Consider the following 15,825-nt stretch of genomic DNA (forward strand, 5'->3'; position numbering starts at 1 on the left):
AAACATGCAGAAAGATCTGAGCCATTACCGGAAAACCTATGAAAAAGGGGCCCTGACAGAGGATTCCACCCCGGAGAACCCCATGGAGTTGTTCCGGGATTGGTTTCACCAGGCCGAGGGGGATCCGGGTGCCGACGAAGCCAATACCATGATGGTATCCACCATCGGGCTGGACGGCTACCCCAAGAGCCGGATCGTACTGCTCAAGAAGTTTACCTTCGAGGGCTTTGTGTTTTACACCAATTACGATAGTGAAAAGGGCAGGGCCATTGCGGCCGACCCCCGCGTTTGCCTCTCCTTTTTCTGGCCGGTGCTCGAGCGCCAGGTAATTGTAAAAGGGAAGGCAGAAAAACTGGCGCCCAACTTGTCCGACGGGTATTTTGAATCCCGGCCTGACGGAAGCAAACTCGGGGCGGTTGCCTCCCCCCAAAGCCAGGTAATCCCGTCCCGGGAGTACCTGGAGGAGAAGGTGGAGGCCCTGCAGCGGGAGTACCAAGGAAAGGAGATACCCAGGCCCGAGTATTGGGGTGGGTACCTGGTACGACCCTCGAGCCTCGAATTCTGGCAGGGCAGGCCCAACCGCCTGCACGACCGGCTGCGCTACACCCTGAGCCCGGATTGGGACTGGACCAGAGAGCGACTGGCACCGTAACGCAAACAACCAACCCGATTAATACAGATGAAAGAACTTATTTTAATCCGCCACGGGAAATCCTCCTGGGAGTACGACGTGTCGGACAAGGACCGCCCGCTCACCGAGCGGGGCATACAGGACGGCCACCTGGTGGCCCAGGCCCTGGGTAAGGAATTTCCGGCCCCGGACGCCATTTACTCCAGCCCGGCCAACAGGGCGCTGCATACCTGCTGTATCCTGATGCGGGAACTAGGCCTGCCCCTGGACCGGCTCCGCCTGGAGGAGGGGCTTTACGACTTTAGCGGGGCCTCCGTAAAGGCGTTTGTCAGGGGGCTGGATAACTCCCTGGGAAGGGTGATGATTTTCGGGCACAACCACGCCTTTACCCTGGTGGCCAATGCCTGGGGAAGCCGGCACACCGACAATGTGCCTACCACGGGATGCGTGCACCTGGCCTTCGATACCGATTCCTGGTCAGGCATCCGGCATGGAAGAACCGTTAAGATGGTTTTTCCCAAACAACTGAAATAATACAATGAATAAAAACCAGTACATCAACCGGGAAATCAGCTGGCTTCGTTTTAATGAACGGGTGCTGCAGGAAAGCCAGGACCAACGGGTCCCCCTTATTGAGCGCCTGCGTTTTCTCGGGATCTTTTCCAACAACCTGGACGAATTCTTCAAAGTCCGGTACGCCACGGTAAAACGTATCGTACAGGCGGGAAAATCGGGCAAGAGCGTCCTGGGTGGCGAGAAAGCCAAGGACCTGTTGGATGAGATCACCAATATCGTCATCCGTCAGCAGGAAAAAAGCGTCCAGATTCTAAAACAGGTGGAACAGGAGCTCGAGCAGGAGCACATCCACATCATCAACGAGACCGAAATCCAGGAACACCAGGAGGACTTCCTGAAGCATTACTTCATCCAGAACGTCTCCCCGGTGCTGATGACCATCATCCTGGACGGCCTGGTGGAATTCCCGGTATTGAAGGATACGGCGGCTTACCTGGCGGTTAAACTGGTGCTGGTCGATACCGAGGGCGGGAAGGAGGCCGAGGGGGAAACCCGGTACGCACTAATAGAAATTCCCAAGGATGCAGACCGCTTTATCGTACTTCCCAGGGAAGGGGAGAAGCATTACATCATCCTGCTGGACGACCTGATCCGCTATTCCCTCAGGAGCATTTTCAACATGTTCACGCTGAAGGAGGTCTCTGCCCACATGATCAAGATTACCCGCGATGCGGAACTGGATATAGACAACGACCTGAGCAAGAGTTTTATCGAGAAGATCTCCACCTCTGTGGAGCACCGGAAAATAAGCGACCCGGTGCGTTTTGTCTACGACCGGGCCATTGAGAAGGACACCCTGGCCTTCCTGAAGGAAAAAATGAACATCCACGAAACGGACAGCGTAATCCCGGGAGGACGGTACCACAACCGCAGGGATTATATGGGCTTCCCCAGCCTGGGCCGGGAGGACCTTATGTACCAGAAAATCCGCCCCCTGCCCATCAAGGGACTAAGCATGGAGGGGAGCTTGCTGGAGGACATCGCCAAACGCGATTACCTGATGTACGCCCCATACCAGTCCTTTACCTATGTGATCAAATTCCTCCGGGAAGCGGCCCTGGACCCTAAGGTGCGGAGTATCAAGATTACGGTGTACCGTCTGGCGAACAATTCCCAGGTGGCCTCGGCCCTGATTAACGCCGTGAAAAACGGAAAACAGGTGACCGTCCAGATCGAGTTGCAGGCCCGTTTCGACGAACGCGCCAATATCGAATACGCCGAACAGCTCCAGGCCGAAGGGGTCAGGCTCATTTTTGGGGTACCCGGCCTGAAGGTCCACAGCAAAATCTGCGTTATTGAACGGGAGGAGTCCGACGGGTTGCAGCGGTACGGGTTTATCAGCACCGGGAATTTCAATGAGAGTACGGCCCGGATTTATACGGATTACACCCTCTTTACCGCCAATGATCCGATCCTGAAGGAGCTTTGGAAGGTCTTCGACTTTTTTGAAACCACCTACAAGATCAAGAAATACAAGCACCTGATTGTGTCCCCCCACTATACCCGCCAGCGCTTTGAGCGCCTCATCCGCAAGGAGATGGCCAATGCGGCCCAGGGGAAAGAGGCCTACATCAAGATCAAAATGAACAGTTTCACCTCCTATGATATGGTGGATTTACTCTACGAAGCCAGCAATGCAGGGGTGAAGATTCAGCTTATTATCCGGGGTATTTGCTGCCTGATCCCGGGTATTCCGGGGATGAGCGAGAATATCGAGGCCATCAGTATCGTAGACAAATTCCTGGAGCACCCCCGGGTATTTATTTTTGCCAACGACGGAGACCCAAAGGTTTTTATCTCATCGGCAGACTGGATGACCCGCAACCTAGACTACCGTGTGGAAGTAGGGGTCCCCATCTACCAGGAGGACATCAAACAGGAACTCATAGACACCTTCGAAATTTCCTGGAACGACAATGTGAAGGCCCGCATCTTCGATGCCGAACAGAAAAACCGCTACCGCCTGAATAACAAACCGCCCCTGCGTTCGCAATTTGAGATGTACGACTACTACCAGCGCAAACTCGGGCTGCCGGCAGGGAAGGGGTAAGTCCCTTTACCCGTGTACGGTTTCCTTTTTTCCGAGGTCCTTCATGATGGAGGCCTCGTACTCCAGCAGGGCCTGCCATTTGCCGTCTACCTCGGCCTTCTTCCCGTATTGGCGGGCAAATTTCAGGAACAGGGTATAATGCCCCGCCTCGCTGATCATGAGTTTGCGGTAGAATTCTGCCAGGTCTTTGTCCTGGAGTTCTTCGGAGAGCAGGCGGAAGCGTTCGCAGCTGCGCGCCTCAATCAGGGCGGCGTAGAGCAGGCGGTGGACGAGTTGCTCCTCCCGGCTCCCGCCCTTGGGGAAGAATTTCATGAGTGCCACCACATATTCGTCCTTCCGGTAGCGCCCCAGGGTTTTGCCCCGGGCCAGGATACGGTCGTGGACCATCTTGAAATGCCCCATTTCCTCCCGGGAAAGGGCTACCATTTCTGTAACCAGCTCCGGGTACTCCGGGAAATTCACGATGAGGGAAATAGCGGTACTGGCTGCTTTTTGCTCGCAAAAGGCGTGGTCGGTGAGGATTTCGTCGATATTTTTTTCCACGATATTGACCCAACGCGGGTCGGTAGGCAGTTTTAATCCGAGCATGGCAGTCACTTTTGTGCTAAGGTAGGGAGAATTGACGGGATGCCCCCCGGTCGCAAATGTAGATTGGCCCCGGGGATTCTGGATATTAATGGCTAATTTTGTAGGAACCCTGCATTTGATTCCAGGGGATGCTTAAGGCTGAAATGAACCCATGAGTGAAGCAAACCTCCCGGACCTCCTCCGGGGCTTATTGTCCCGGGCGGCAGATGCCGATGCCACAGATTGGCTGGAATCCCGTCTCCCGGAGATCCTGGACCCACCCTCGGCGAGGAACCTTTTTCTGACCTACAGCCTGGTTGGCCGTACATTCCCGGATCGGGAAGTTACAGGCATCGATGGGGATACCTCCGGGGTGCACGCCTATCTTAGCCGGCATGGCATCCGCCAGGGTGAGCTGGCGCGGGTCTACCTGCTTGCCAGGGCCCTGGTCTCCGACCCGGAATACTTTACCCCAAAGGTCCGGCAACTGGCCCAGGTAGCCGATACGGGGGAATTAGTGACCTTCCTGAGGTACATCTCCCTGTTGCCCGGGTGCGAGGCCTTTGCGGATACGGCCGTGGATGCCCTGCGGACGAACATCGCAGACGTTTTCAAGGCTATCGCCCTGGACAATCCCTACCCGGCAGCCCATTTCAATACCCAACAGTGGAACCAGATGTACCTGAAAGCGGCCTTTATGCAATTGGACCTGCTGGCCATCCCCGGGGTGGAATCCCGGGCCAACCCGGACCTGGTACGCATCATTTCAGACTACGCACACGAGCGGTGGGCGGCTTCCCGAGAGATAGACCCCATCTTCTGGCGGCCGGTTTCCCCATTTCTGGCAGGAGCCCTGCTGCAGGATATGCAACGCCTGCTTTCCAGCCCCAACCCGGCGGAACAGCAAGCGGGTTATTTGTGCTGCAGGGCCTCCGGTAAACCCGAAGCCCGGGAACTGATCTCTGGCCACCCTATGGACAACGCATATTCGGAATCCCCCTTTGGATGGGAAGACATAAACGCATGACAATGGAACACGATTTGAAATTCATAGATCCCCACGTCCACATGACCTCCCGCACCACGGACGATTACGAGGCCATGGCGGCCGCCGGGGTGGTAGCGGTAATCGAACCCTCCTTCTGGCTGGGGCAACCCCGGACCCAGGTGGGTTCCTTCCAGGACTATTTCAGCAGCCTGGTGGGGTGGGAGCCGTTCCGCGCAAGCCAGTTCGGGATCAAGCATTATTGCACCATCGGGCTGAACTCCAAGGAGGCCAACAATGAGCCGCTGGCAGAAGCGGTCATGGAACTGTTGCCCCTGTACCTCCACAAGGAAAATGTGGTGGGTATAGGCGAAATCGGATACGACGACCAGACCCCGGCAGAGGATAAATATTTCAGGGCCCAGCTGGAACTGGCCCGGGAACTGGGGATGACTGTACAGGTGCATACCCCGCACCGGGACAAAAAGGCCGGCACCATCCGCAGTATGGAAGTATGCCTGGAACACGGCCTGGACCCATCTCATGTGATCATCGACCACAACAACGAGGAAACCGTGCAGGAGGTTCTGGACCGCGGGTTCTGGGCAGCCTTTACGATCTACCCCAAGACCAAGATGGGGAACGAGCGCATGGTAGAGGTGGTCCGCCGCTTTGGCAGCGAACGCATAATTGTGGACAGTTCTGCAGACTGGGGCGTATCCGACCCCATGGCCGTCCCAAAAACGGCTTCCCTCATGCTTCGCAGGGGAATTGACCGCGTCCATGTGGAGCGCACCTGTTATTCCAATGCCCTGGAAGCCTACAGCATGAATAGCTCCATGAAAGAAGCAGACTGGGAACAGGCCGGAGGTATAGACCAGCGAAAACTCTTCAACGACAACAGTGTACTGCGGGGGCAGCAACCCCGGGTAGATACCGACCAGATCAGTTAAGATGCAGCCGGATGCCCTGCGCGGATGGGTGCAGCTGATGCGCCCGGCCAACCTGCCCACGGCGGCAGCCGATATTGTGGCAGGAACGGCCATTGCTGCAGGCCTCACCGGTATGGATGTTTCCGGTCTGGCCCTGGCCGACCTGCTTTTGGGTTTGCCATACCTGGTGGGCAGTTCTGTATTCCTTTACGCGGGTGGGGTGGTCCTGAACGATGTTTTCGATGCCGAAACAGATCGGAAGGAGCGGCCTGAAAGGCCTATCCCCAGGGGTGCAGTAACCCAACGCGCTGCGGGGTACTTCGGCACGCTACTCCTGTTGGCAGGCGTTGCGGCAGCGGCAGGTCACAGCCTTCCGAGTGCAGCCATCGCTGCGGTACTAGCCCTCTCCATCCTCGCCTACGATGCGGTGGCCAAGAAACACGCCTTCTTCGGACCCCTGGTCATGGGGTTGTGCCGGAGCCTGAACCTATGGTTGGGAATGAGCCTGGTTTCCGATGCGTTTTATCCCGCCTTTCTGGCCGTGCCCCTGGTCTACATCTTTGCGGTTACCACCGTGAGCAGGGACGAGATAGACGGGGGGCGCAAAAAGCCGCTGATTCTGGCGGGCATTTTATACGCTATTGTTATTTTTAGCGTTGGTATCCTGGTGGCCTATGGCACCGGTCACCTGCTGTATACCCTGCCGTTTATGGCCATGTTCGGCCTGATGGTTTTCCGGCCCCTTGCGGGGGCGTTCCGGGATCCGAGTCCGGAGCATATCCGAAAGGCCGTTAAATGGGGTGTAATCGGTATCATTGCGCTGGATGCCTGCTGGGCTGCCGGAATGGGCACCTGGTGGCTCGGGGTTGTCGTGCTGGCACTCCTTCCCCTTTCCCGCGCTCTGGCCCGCGGCTTTGCCGTGACCTAAAAACCCGACATGAAACGACGTATTGAGAAGTTTTTTTCTGTCCCCTTCCGGCACAGGCTGCTGTTTACCCAGGACGTCTTTAATCCCGGTAACAGCCTCCTGGCAGATGTCGTGGGGGAGTACCGTCCGGATACCCGCGTAAAGCTTTTGTTTGTGGTGGATTCAGGGGTCATGCAAGCCCATCCGGGCCTGGAAAAGGCCATCCGCGCCTATTGTGAAGCCCACGCCTCCCGCCTTCAAGGAACAGGGTTTCTCACGGTACCCGGGGGGGAAGCTGCCAAACAGTCCGAAGACCACGCCCAGGAGGTGCTCAAAGCCATCGACCGCCATAAAATATGCCGGCATTCTATCGTAGTTGTGATTGGTGGCGGGGCAGTAATCGACATGGTGGGCTATGCAGCAGCCATTGCACACCGGGGGGTACAGCTTATCCGGATCCCAACAACCGTCCTGGCCCAGAACGATGCCGCGGTTGGCGTAAAAAACGGCCTGAACCATTTTGGCAAAAAGAACTTCATCGGGACCTTTGCCGTCCCGCTGGCCATACTCAACGACGCCCTTTTCCTGAACACCCTCGAAGACCGCGACTGGATAGCCGGCACGGCGGAAGCGGTAAAAGTGGCGCTGATCAAGGATGCCGAGTTTTTCGAATTTCTCGAGGCCAATGCAGCTGCCTTGCGCAAGCGGAGCCCCCAGGCTATGGACCACCTTATCTACGAATGTGCCGAGCTCCATATGGACCATATTGCCCAAGGAGGAGACCCCTTTGAGAGCGGGTCCTCAAGACCCCTGGACTTCGGACACTGGGCGGCCCATAAACTCGAACACCTTACCGGGTACAACATCAGGCATGGAGAAGCCGTAGCCATCGGGATGGCCATCGATGTGGAATACAGCTACCGGATAGGGTTGCTCGACAATGAAGACCGCCTTCGGATATACGACATGCTCCAAACCCTGGGCTTCCACCTGGAACTCCCTGAAATGGAAGCGGGGGGCATCGATGCGCTGTTGGACGGAATCGAGGAATTCCGCGAACACCTGGGCGGGGTGCTGACCATAACCCTCCTGGAGCGCATTGGCCGCAAACGGGATGTACACGAAATAGACCTGGCTACCATGAGAGAGGCCATAAGCGCCTTCCTCCCGGGCCGCCGCATAAACCGGGCTTCCTGATGCAGGTAGGGCAGGGGTACCATATCAGTTATTGCACCAACATCCATCCCGGGCAGGACTGGGAAGCCACTTTTGGAGCCCTGAAACAGCACGTTACCCATATACGCCGGGAAGTTTCTCCTGAAGACCCTTTTGGCCTCGGCCTTCGGCTTTCCGACCGGGCCAGCCGGGAACTGGGGTTGGGAAATACCCTCGAAGACTTCAGCAACTGGCTGCAGGAGAACGATCTGTATGTGTTTACCATGAATGGGTTCCCATACGGGGACTTCCATGGGGAACGGGTGAAAGACCGGGTACACGAACCGGATTGGACCACCCCGGAGCGCCTGGAATATACCCGGCGGCTCTTTCGGCAGCTGCTCCGGCTGATGCCCGGAGGCACGGAGGCCGGGATATCGACTTCCCCGGTTAGTTACCGGCACTGGCACCGTTCTGATTCCCAAAAGGATGCCGCCCTGCGCAAAGGTGCCGGGCAGATGGCCCTGGTGGCCGTGGACCTGGCGCGGATGGAATTGGAAACCGGGAACTACCTCCACCTGGATATAGAACCGGAACCGGACGGGTTACTGGAGTGCACCCGGGATGTCCTGGACTTCTACAGGGATTACCTGCTGCCAGCGGCTATCCCTCTGATGGAGCAGGAGCTCGGTCTTTCGTCAGATAGAGCACGCTCCAGGGTCCTGAGGCATATTACCCTCTGCTATGACATCTGCCATTTTGCCCTGGCCTTCGAGCCGGCATCCCATGTCCTTCCTGCCCTCGAATCGGAGGGTATACAGGTGGGTAAGATCCAGGTGAGTGCAGCCCTTAAAATAAGGCCGGGTAATAATCGCGAGGCGGTTTTGGAGGCACTGCGGGCATTCGACGAACCCATTTACCTCCACCAGGTAACCCAGAAGACAGCCGATGGGGTTAAAACCTACCCCGACCTGCCGGATCTGTTCCGGGAAGACCCTGCCTTCAGCGAACTTCGCGCCCATTTCCACGTGCCGATTTTTACTCGGGAATTTGGGTTGCTCCAGGCCACACAGGATGAGATCCTGGAGGTTTTGGCCCATTTGAAACAAAAGCCATTTACCCGTCACCTCGAGGTGGAGACCTATACGTGGGATGTCCTTCCGAAGGGTCTCAAGGAAGACCTAACAACCTCTATCACGCGGGAATTGAAATGGCTTCTGGACGTTCTGCAGCAATGAAAAAGACCGTAGTCATAAATGTAGTGGGCCTCACCCGGAGGTTGCTGGGGGAGCGCATGCCGCGCATCACCGAATTTGCAAGGAAGGGCCAGGCAGCGGAGATTGCCCCTGTGCTGCCTGCGGTCACCTGTACGGCCCAATCTACTTACCTTACCGGGGTACCACCCTCGGGCCATGGCATTGTGGGGAACGGCTGGTTTTTTAAAGAAGAACTGGAAGTAAAATTCTGGAGGCAATCCAACCGCCTGGTTCAGGCACCCAAACTCTGGGAGGCGTTGCGCGCTGAGGACCCCTCCTTTACCTGTGCCAACATGTTCTGGTGGTACAATATGTACTCTTCGGCAGATTTCAGTGTAACCCCCAGGCCCAATTACCTGGCCGACGGGCGGAAAATCCCGGATGTCTACAGCCACCCTTCCGACCTTCGGGACCGGCTTCAGAAGGAATTGGGGACTTTTCCGCTTTTCCATTTCTGGGGCCCCCGGACCACCATCCTATCCAGTGAGTGGATTGCACGGGCCAGTATGCTTACCGACCAGTGGCACGACCCAACCCTTACCCTGATTTACCTGCCCCATCTGGACTACAACCTCCAGAGATACGGGCTGGACATGGACCGCGTGGGGAAGGACCTGGAGGAAACCGACCGGGTTACGGGGGAACTCATTGACTATTACCAAGGCAGGGGAGCGCGCGTGATCCTGCTTTCCGAATACGGCATAACCGATGTAGACCGGCCGGTACACCTGAACCGGATCTTCCGGGAAGCCGGCTTGCTGGCTATCCGGGAGGAACGGGGCCTGGAATTGCTCGATGCCGGGGCCAGCGAAGCCTTTGCCGTAGCAGACCACCAGGTAGCCCATATTTACGTCAAAGACCCGGAGCGGCTGCCCCAGGTAGCAGCGCTGGTCCGCCAGGCCGAGGGTGTAGAGCGGGTACTGGACGGACCGGGAAAAAAAGAAGCGGGAATGGACCACCCCCGCGCCGGGGATCTGGTCGCAGTGGCAGACGCCCGGTCCTGGTTTACTTATTACTACTGGCAAGACGATGCCAAAGCCCCCGATTTTGCCCGCACGGTTGATATCCATCGCAAACCGGGTTACGACCCAGTAGAACTCTTTACCAACCCCTCAGATCCGCTGGTAGGTGCCCGGGTGGTGTGGAAACTCCTCAGGAAAAAAATGGGGTTCCGCACCCTTATGGATGTAATTCCACTTCAGGCAGAACTGGTAAAGGGCTCCCATGGGAGAATCCCGGAAGATCCGCAGGATTATCCTATCTTTATCTCAGACAACCCGGCTACCTTGCCAGAATCCCCCCTGAAGGCCACCGATGTTTACGGGCTGCTCCTGGGGGCTGCAGGGTCCGATAAATAACCAAACCATGAGTGCTTTCTTCAAGTATTTTTCCCTTGTCATGTTCCTTGTGTTCCTGTGGGCCGCCTATGTGCAGCTGAACGACCCGGATGCCACCAGCTGGGTGGCTATCTATCTGGTGGCTGCAGCGGGAAGCCTTTTGTTCTTTCTGGGAAAACTTCGGTACTGGTTGGCTTTGGTACTGGGGATTGCCTACCTGGCCGGGGCTTTTATCTACTGGCCGGAGACCTATGAAGGGGTTCGTTTCGGGGAGATGGAAATGGCCAATATGAACATTGAGCGCGGCCGGGAATCCCTCGGTTTGGGGATCACGGCCCTATTGTTCCTGATCCTGGGCTGGCGCATCCGCCGGGGCTCATAACTCCAGGTCGAAGGTTTTTCTAAGGAGTTCGATGGCGGGGTTTTGTTCCCGCAGTTTCTCGTACTTTTCCCGGGGCGTAAAGGCGTATTGGCGCTCCGTCTCCTCGTTGATGGTAATACGGAGCTGCAAGGCGTAATTGTTGAGGGTCTGCCTCAAATGGGTCATCAGCTCCAATTGGTCCCGTTCCACTTCTTTTTTCATGGTGCTGTTGGGCAGCTCTATCCGGATGATATTTCCGTCTTCGAGTTTCGGGGTATCTGTGCCCAGGCTGGCCGCCAGGAGCTTCTTCCCCTTATCTCCTAGGGTCCGTACAAAAGCAGCCCACTCCTCCTGCATCCTGCTTTCCTCCACCGGATCTTCGGGCAAGTGCTCGGGTTCCTGGTCCTGTTCGGCCCGGATTTTCTCTAAATGGGCCTTTTTGGCCTTAATACTCGACAGCGATAAGCCCGACACCCGTTTGGAACCCTCCGGTTTCAGCAGCGGGGCCACTGGGACCGATGTCTCCGGGGCTGCTTCAGGAGCAGGTGCTTCCTGGGGCGCCCCAGAGGCGGTTTCCTCCACAGGTTGAGGGGTGGCTGCCTGGGCAGGCTTTTCCAATTCAGGCTGCTGATTGACCGTGGATGGTACAGGTTGGGGTGTCTCCCTCTTTACTGGTGCTGCCGGTGCGGGTTGGCTGTCCCTGAAGCGGGAAGCGGGGATCAGCTCGGGGTCTTTTCTACCCTTTTTTTTTTGACCGTCTCCAAGGGAAGCCAGTCGCATCAGGCACAGCTCTACCAGGAGGCGGTGGTTTTTGCTGGATTTGTAATCCAGATCGCACTGGTTGGCTACATCCAGCGCTTCCAGCAGGAACGGCCCCGGGCAATGCCGGGATTGTTCCAGATAGCGCTTCCGGGTAGCTTCACTGGTTTCCAGAAGGGCAACGGTAGACTCGTGGGTACAGACCATCAGGTCCCGAAAATGGGAGGCCAGCCCGCTGATATAGTGGTGCCCGTCGAACCCCTGGGCGAGAACCTCGTTAAAATAGAGGAGCAGTGCGGGGATATCCCCTTTGAGGATGAGGTCCGTACTGTGGAAGTACACATCAACGTCAAGTACGTTCAGGTTTTCAGCAACTGCTTTTCGCGATAGCGTTTTCCCTGCAAAACTCACGACCCTGTCGAAGATGGAGAGGGCATCGCGCATGGCGCCGTCCGCTTTCTGGGCGATCATGTGCAGGGCTTCCTCTTCGGCTTCCACCCCCTGCTGCTGCGCGATGTATTTCAGGTAATCCACAGCGTCCTGAACGGTAATGCGTCGGAAATCGAAGATCTGGCAGCGCGACAGGATGGTGGGGATAATCTTGTGTTTCTCCGTGGTGGCCAGGATAAAAATGGCGTGCGCCGGCGGCTCCTCCAGGGTTTTTAGAAAGGCGTTGAAGGCCGACTGGGAGAGCATATGCACCTCGTCGATGATGTAGACCTTGTATTTCCCTACCTGGGGTGGAATACGCACCTGGTCAATGAGGTTGCGGATATCGTCTACCGAGTTATTCGATGCAGCGTCCAGCTCGAAAATATTGAAGGCAAAATCCTCACCCTCCCGCTCGCTGCCGTCTTCATTGATTTTCTTGGCCAGGATACGGGCGCAGGTGGTTTTACCCACCCCCCTGGGGCCACAGAACAGAAGGGCTTGTGCCAGGTGGTTGTGGGCAATGGCGTTTTCGAGGGTGCGTGTTATGGCCTGCTGGCCCACCACGTCCTCGAATTGCTGCGGGCGGTATTTTCGTGCGGAAACAATAAAGGGTTCCATGGGGTACGCCTTGCGTTTTCGGATATGACCCGTAATCCGGGTCAAATACAAATATAGGGATCGGCCCGCTTACTTCGGAGGGCCGCGGGCTGGACTGAGATGGAACTTATTAACAATATCCGTATCTTTGCAGGCTGAGCAGGCCGGCCTGTCGCCCGGGGTTTTCCCCCGGGAGGAAAGTCCGGACACCACAGTGCAGCATAGCGGGTAACGCCCGTCCGCCGTAAGGCGAGGACCAGTGCAACAGAAAGGATGTACAGTTCGGCTGTAGTGAAATCAGGTAAACTCTATGCGGTGAAACGCCATGTAGGCCGGCATTTGAAGGTGGCACGCCTGAGCCGGTGGGTAGGCGGATCGAGCCCGGGAGCAATCCCCGGCCTAGATAGATGACAGGTAACCCGGCCCCGTCCGGGTACAGAATCCGGCTTATGGCCTGCTTTTTTTTGAACCCGGCTGGCGTTTTCAGGAGCTGCTGCGCCTTGGTCTTTTGCACCGGAAGATTGGCTTTTTCTCGTCGCGTAGCGCTGCTATGCTCCTCTAAAAACCCCTCCTCCCGGCACAAAATCCCTGAGGCTCGCTTTGCTCCTTCAAACGCCAGCCGGGTTCTTTTCTTCCAAATGGACATAAAGGCTGCTGCGCCTTGGTCTATTGCACGAGAAGATTGGCATTATCGCGTCGGGTAGCACTGCTATGTTCCTCTAAAAACCCCTCCTCCCGGCACAAAATCCCTGAGGCTCGCTTTGCTCCTTCAAACGCCAGCCGGGTTCTTTTCTTCCAAATGGGCAGAGAGGCTGCTGCGCCTTGGTCTATTGCACGAGAAGATTGGCATTATCGCGTCGGGTAGCGCTGCTATGCTCCTCTAAAAACCCTGCCTTCAGGCACAAGATCTATCGGCCTTGCTCTGCTCCTTCAAACGCCAGCCGGGTTCTTTTCTTCCAAATGGGCAGAGAGGCTGCTGCGCCTTGGTCTATTGCACGAGAAGATTGGCATTATCGCGTCGGGTAGCACTGCTATGTTCCTCTAAAAACCCCTCCTCCCGGCACAAAATCCCTGAGGCTCGCTTTGCTCCTTCAAACGCCAGCCGGGTTCTTTTCTTCCGAATGGGCAGAGAGGCTGCTGCGCCTTGGTCTTTTGCACCGGAAGGACGGCTTTTTCTCCCCGCGTAGCGCTGCTATGCCCCCGATAGCTATCGGGAAAAACCTCGGTATTTAGCCCTTGGTCGCACCGGTTCTTTATCCCGGTCCGGAATCGCTAGGATTTTTCGAAGAAACTGAACACCGAACCCCCATAGGCGCGGTGTTCGGTAAACCCGGGAAGGTCGGAGAGGTCGGTGCCTTTGTCGTGTTCCAGCACCAGGATACCCTCCTGTTCCAGAAGATCCTTCTGCCCAATTAGGTGGAGCAGCTCCTCCAGTTTTACCTTTTCCATCCCGTAGGGCGGGTCTGCAAAAATCAGGTCAAAGGACCTGCCGCAGCGCTCCAGGTATTGGAAAACATCGCTCCGAACCGGGTAGACAGGCAGCCCCAGGGCTTCTGCTGTCTGGCCGATGAATGCTACACACCCCTTGTGGGCGTCAACAGATGTTACCGAGGGGCATCCCCTCGAAGCGCATTCCAACCCGATGTTCCCAGTCCCCGCAAAAAGGTCTAGTACTTCGGTTTCCGGCCAGTAGACCCGGTGGGCCAGGATGTTGAACAGGGCTTCCTTGGCCCGGTCGGTGGTAGGCCGTACGGGAAGGTTTTTGGGCGCCTTCAGCCGCCTGCCGCCGTGGGTGCCGGAAATAATGCGTATCACAGTGCGCCGATAAGGGTGAAATCTATAGCGTTGGAGTCCCCATCCGGGTCGTACATGAGGTCTGCAGGCATGAAAATCGACACGTTTTCCACGTACTCTGCCGAGGATTCGAATACCGCATCCCCTTCCGAAACCTCGCCCAGCAGCCGAAGCTTGATCCGCTGGGGGTCCAGGCCCAGTTGTTCCAGGGAAAAGAGCAGGTAATAGAGGTAGTCTGTCTCTCCCGAGAGGGGAAAGCTGTTGTAAAACCGGAATTTTTTATTCGCGAATACCGCCAGGTCTAAGCGGGACTCGGCAAGGTGGGCGTAACACACGGTGCCCTGACCACTGCTCGGGAGTTTTGCCAGGGACTCCAGCAATACGGTGGCAGCGTGTTTAAACTCGAACGGCCCGAACAGGTCGAAAATGTAGTTGTTTACATTGGTGAAGGGGACATACACGTTTACCAGGTCCAGTCCTTCCACAGTGTCGTGCTCCACGTGGTCAGTAGGCAGGATTTTGGTATTGAATTTCAGGTAATCGGCCTGATCTTCAGGGCGGAAAAAGGCCTGGGGGACCAGGCTGAACATCGGGTTGCGGTGGATGGCGACTACTTCAGAATACGCGTAATCCCAAACGCCTTGCTGCCGTAGGCGCTCCTTGAGCTCATGTTGCAACCGGTATGGGGTGACGGCCGAGTCAAAGCGGTGTTCGTGCCTTAGGGCAATGGACTGTCCCACGGTATCCAGCACACAAAAAGAAAGTCCATCCAGGCTCACCTGGATGGACAGTTTATGATACGGGATTTCGTTGGAATCCAGGTCTTTATTGTTGTTCTCCCTTCTTGTCATAGATAGGGGGCCAGTTCCCGCTGGTACTTACCTTAGAAAGCGATCCCACGGTAATGGCGGTACCATTTACCTCTTCCACGCTTACCTGGGCGTTTTCGCGCGCCACCAAATCCTTCGGTTGGTCGGAAAGGATTAGGTTTTTGGCCACCTTGGCCTCGAAAACGGGAGCCCGGTATCCGGAAGCATCGATAAAATCGGCCTTCATTTCGAATTTGGCATCCCCCTGGGCGTGCGGGACATTCATCATGTTTTTATAACGGGTATCGTTCTTAAACAGGGAATCCCTTACGGAGACGTACCCCAGGGTGTCGATAATCTTCACTTCCTTAAGCATATCGATGCCATAGGTAGGGTCGAATTCCATATAGGAGGAGTCCCGCTGTTGCGTGATCACGTACTGGCCGGTATCCACAAAGGTGATAAGGCTCTGAAAATCGTTGGCGTAGCGCCCGTTTACAGTTTTATAAGCCTCCTGGGAGTTCCGGATGTCTTTCAGACGGTCGATCACATCCGCAAATCGTTCCTTCTTTACTTTGTCGAATTCAATGGGACCGGTTACGGACCTGTAGATCATGTACCCCAAAATGATACATACAATCCAGAGAACAATCTGCAGTACGGTTTTCATTTTAATA

The 15,825-nt window shown here is 56.2% G+C and carries 15 protein-coding genes and 1 other RNA gene; 11 read left to right on the top strand and 5 right to left on the bottom strand.

Annotated elements, in window-relative coordinates:
• Window positions 1-4: 4 nt before the first annotated feature.
• From pdxH to ppk1, 3 genes are read left to right on the top strand one after another with little or no spacing between them, the layout of a single operon-like run.
• Entirely contained in the window at window positions 5-652 is a 648-nt protein-coding gene (gene pdxH / locus CA832_RS06880) for a pyridoxamine 5'-phosphate oxidase (RefSeq protein WP_088340864.1), read from the top strand.
• Window positions 653-679: 27 nt separating this feature from the next.
• The gene (locus CA832_RS06885; protein WP_088340865.1) at window positions 680-1,165 is read left to right on the top strand and encodes a SixA phosphatase family protein; all 486 of its coding nucleotides are present in this window, start codon (window positions 680-682) and stop codon (window positions 1,163-1,165) included.
• A 4-nt stretch (window positions 1,166-1,169) separates the two neighbouring features.
• The gene (gene ppk1 / locus CA832_RS06890) at window positions 1,170-3,257 is read left to right on the top strand and encodes a polyphosphate kinase 1 (RefSeq protein ID WP_088340866.1); all 2,088 of its coding nucleotides are present in this window, start codon (window positions 1,170-1,172) and stop codon (window positions 3,255-3,257) included.
• Window positions 3,258-3,263: 6 nt separating this feature from the next.
• On the opposite strand, the gene miaE is transcribed toward ppk1, so the two are convergent.
• Window positions 3,264-3,845: a tRNA-(ms[2]io[6]A)-hydroxylase gene (miaE, locus tag CA832_RS06895; RefSeq protein WP_088340867.1), complete on the bottom strand. Its 582-nt coding sequence runs from the start codon at window positions 3,843-3,845 to the stop codon at window positions 3,264-3,266.
• Window positions 3,846-3,996: 151 nt separating this feature from the next.
• On the opposite strand from miaE, the gene CA832_RS06900 reads away from it, so the two are divergent.
• From CA832_RS06900 to CA832_RS06930, 7 genes are read left to right on the top strand one after another with little or no spacing between them, the layout of a single operon-like run.
• Window positions 3,997-4,851 (top strand): EboA domain-containing protein, encoded by an 855-nt coding sequence (locus CA832_RS06900; protein ID WP_088340868.1) that lies wholly within the window; start codon window positions 3,997-3,999, stop codon window positions 4,849-4,851.
• Window positions 4,830-5,762, top strand: coding sequence for a TatD family hydrolase (locus tag CA832_RS06905; RefSeq protein WP_233131752.1), 933 nt, complete (start codon window positions 4,830-4,832; stop codon window positions 5,760-5,762). The genes CA832_RS06900 and CA832_RS06905 overlap by 22 nt, the downstream gene beginning before the upstream one ends.
• A 1-nt stretch (window position 5,763) precedes the next feature.
• Window positions 5,764-6,669, top strand: coding sequence for a UbiA-like protein EboC (eboC, locus tag CA832_RS06910; protein WP_088340870.1), 906 nt, complete (start codon window positions 5,764-5,766; stop codon window positions 6,667-6,669).
• A 9-nt stretch (window positions 6,670-6,678) separates the two neighbouring features.
• Window positions 6,679-7,845 (top strand): 3-dehydroquinate synthase, encoded by a 1,167-nt coding sequence (locus CA832_RS06915; protein ID WP_088340871.1) that lies wholly within the window; start codon window positions 6,679-6,681, stop codon window positions 7,843-7,845.
• A complete protein-coding gene (gene eboE / locus CA832_RS06920) occupies window positions 7,845-9,041 on the top strand; it encodes a metabolite traffic protein EboE (protein ID WP_088340872.1) in 1,197 nt (398 codons plus the stop codon). Before CA832_RS06915 ends, eboE begins: the two co-directional genes overlap by 1 nt.
• A complete protein-coding gene (locus tag CA832_RS06925) occupies window positions 9,038-10,417 on the top strand; it encodes an alkaline phosphatase family protein (RefSeq protein ID WP_088340873.1) in 1,380 nt (459 codons plus the stop codon). Before eboE ends, CA832_RS06925 begins: the two co-directional genes overlap by 4 nt.
• A 7-nt stretch (window positions 10,418-10,424) precedes the next feature.
• The gene (locus CA832_RS06930) at window positions 10,425-10,778 is read left to right on the top strand and encodes a transmembrane 220 family protein (RefSeq protein ID WP_233131753.1); all 354 of its coding nucleotides are present in this window, start codon (window positions 10,425-10,427) and stop codon (window positions 10,776-10,778) included.
• Here CA832_RS06930 and CA832_RS06935 read toward each other — a convergent pair.
• Window positions 10,773-12,566 (bottom strand): DNA polymerase III subunit gamma/tau, encoded by a 1,794-nt coding sequence (locus tag CA832_RS06935; protein WP_088341388.1) that lies wholly within the window; start codon window positions 12,564-12,566, stop codon window positions 10,773-10,775. The two genes, CA832_RS06930 and CA832_RS06935, sit on opposite strands and share 6 nt — an antisense overlap.
• A gap of 135 nt (window positions 12,567-12,701) precedes the next feature.
• On the opposite strand from CA832_RS06935, the gene rnpB reads away from it, so the two are divergent.
• An RNA gene (gene rnpB / locus CA832_RS06940) (RNase P RNA component class A) lies at window positions 12,702-13,010 on the top strand.
• Between the two features lie 807 nt (window positions 13,011-13,817).
• On the opposite strand, the gene CA832_RS06945 is transcribed toward rnpB, so the two are convergent.
• From CA832_RS06945 to CA832_RS06955, 3 genes are read right to left on the bottom strand one after another with little or no spacing between them, the layout of a single operon-like run.
• On the bottom strand, window positions 13,818-14,357 hold the full coding sequence (locus tag CA832_RS06945; protein ID WP_088341389.1) for an RsmD family RNA methyltransferase: 540 nt from the start codon (window positions 14,355-14,357) through the stop codon (window positions 13,818-13,820).
• The gene (locus tag CA832_RS06950) at window positions 14,357-15,190 is read right to left on the bottom strand and encodes a DUF3822 family protein (protein ID WP_088340875.1); all 834 of its coding nucleotides are present in this window, start codon (window positions 15,188-15,190) and stop codon (window positions 14,357-14,359) included. Before CA832_RS06950 ends, CA832_RS06945 begins: the two co-directional genes overlap by 1 nt.
• A complete protein-coding gene (locus CA832_RS06955) occupies window positions 15,165-15,818 on the bottom strand; it encodes a hypothetical protein (protein WP_088340876.1) in 654 nt (217 codons plus the stop codon). The genes CA832_RS06950 and CA832_RS06955 overlap by 26 nt, the downstream gene beginning before the upstream one ends.
• Window positions 15,819-15,825 lie beyond the last annotated feature (7 nt).

It is taken from the genome of Robiginitalea sediminis (assembly GCF_002198115.1).
Lineage (GTDB): Bacteria > Bacteroidota > Bacteroidia > Flavobacteriales > Flavobacteriaceae > Robiginitalea > Robiginitalea sediminis.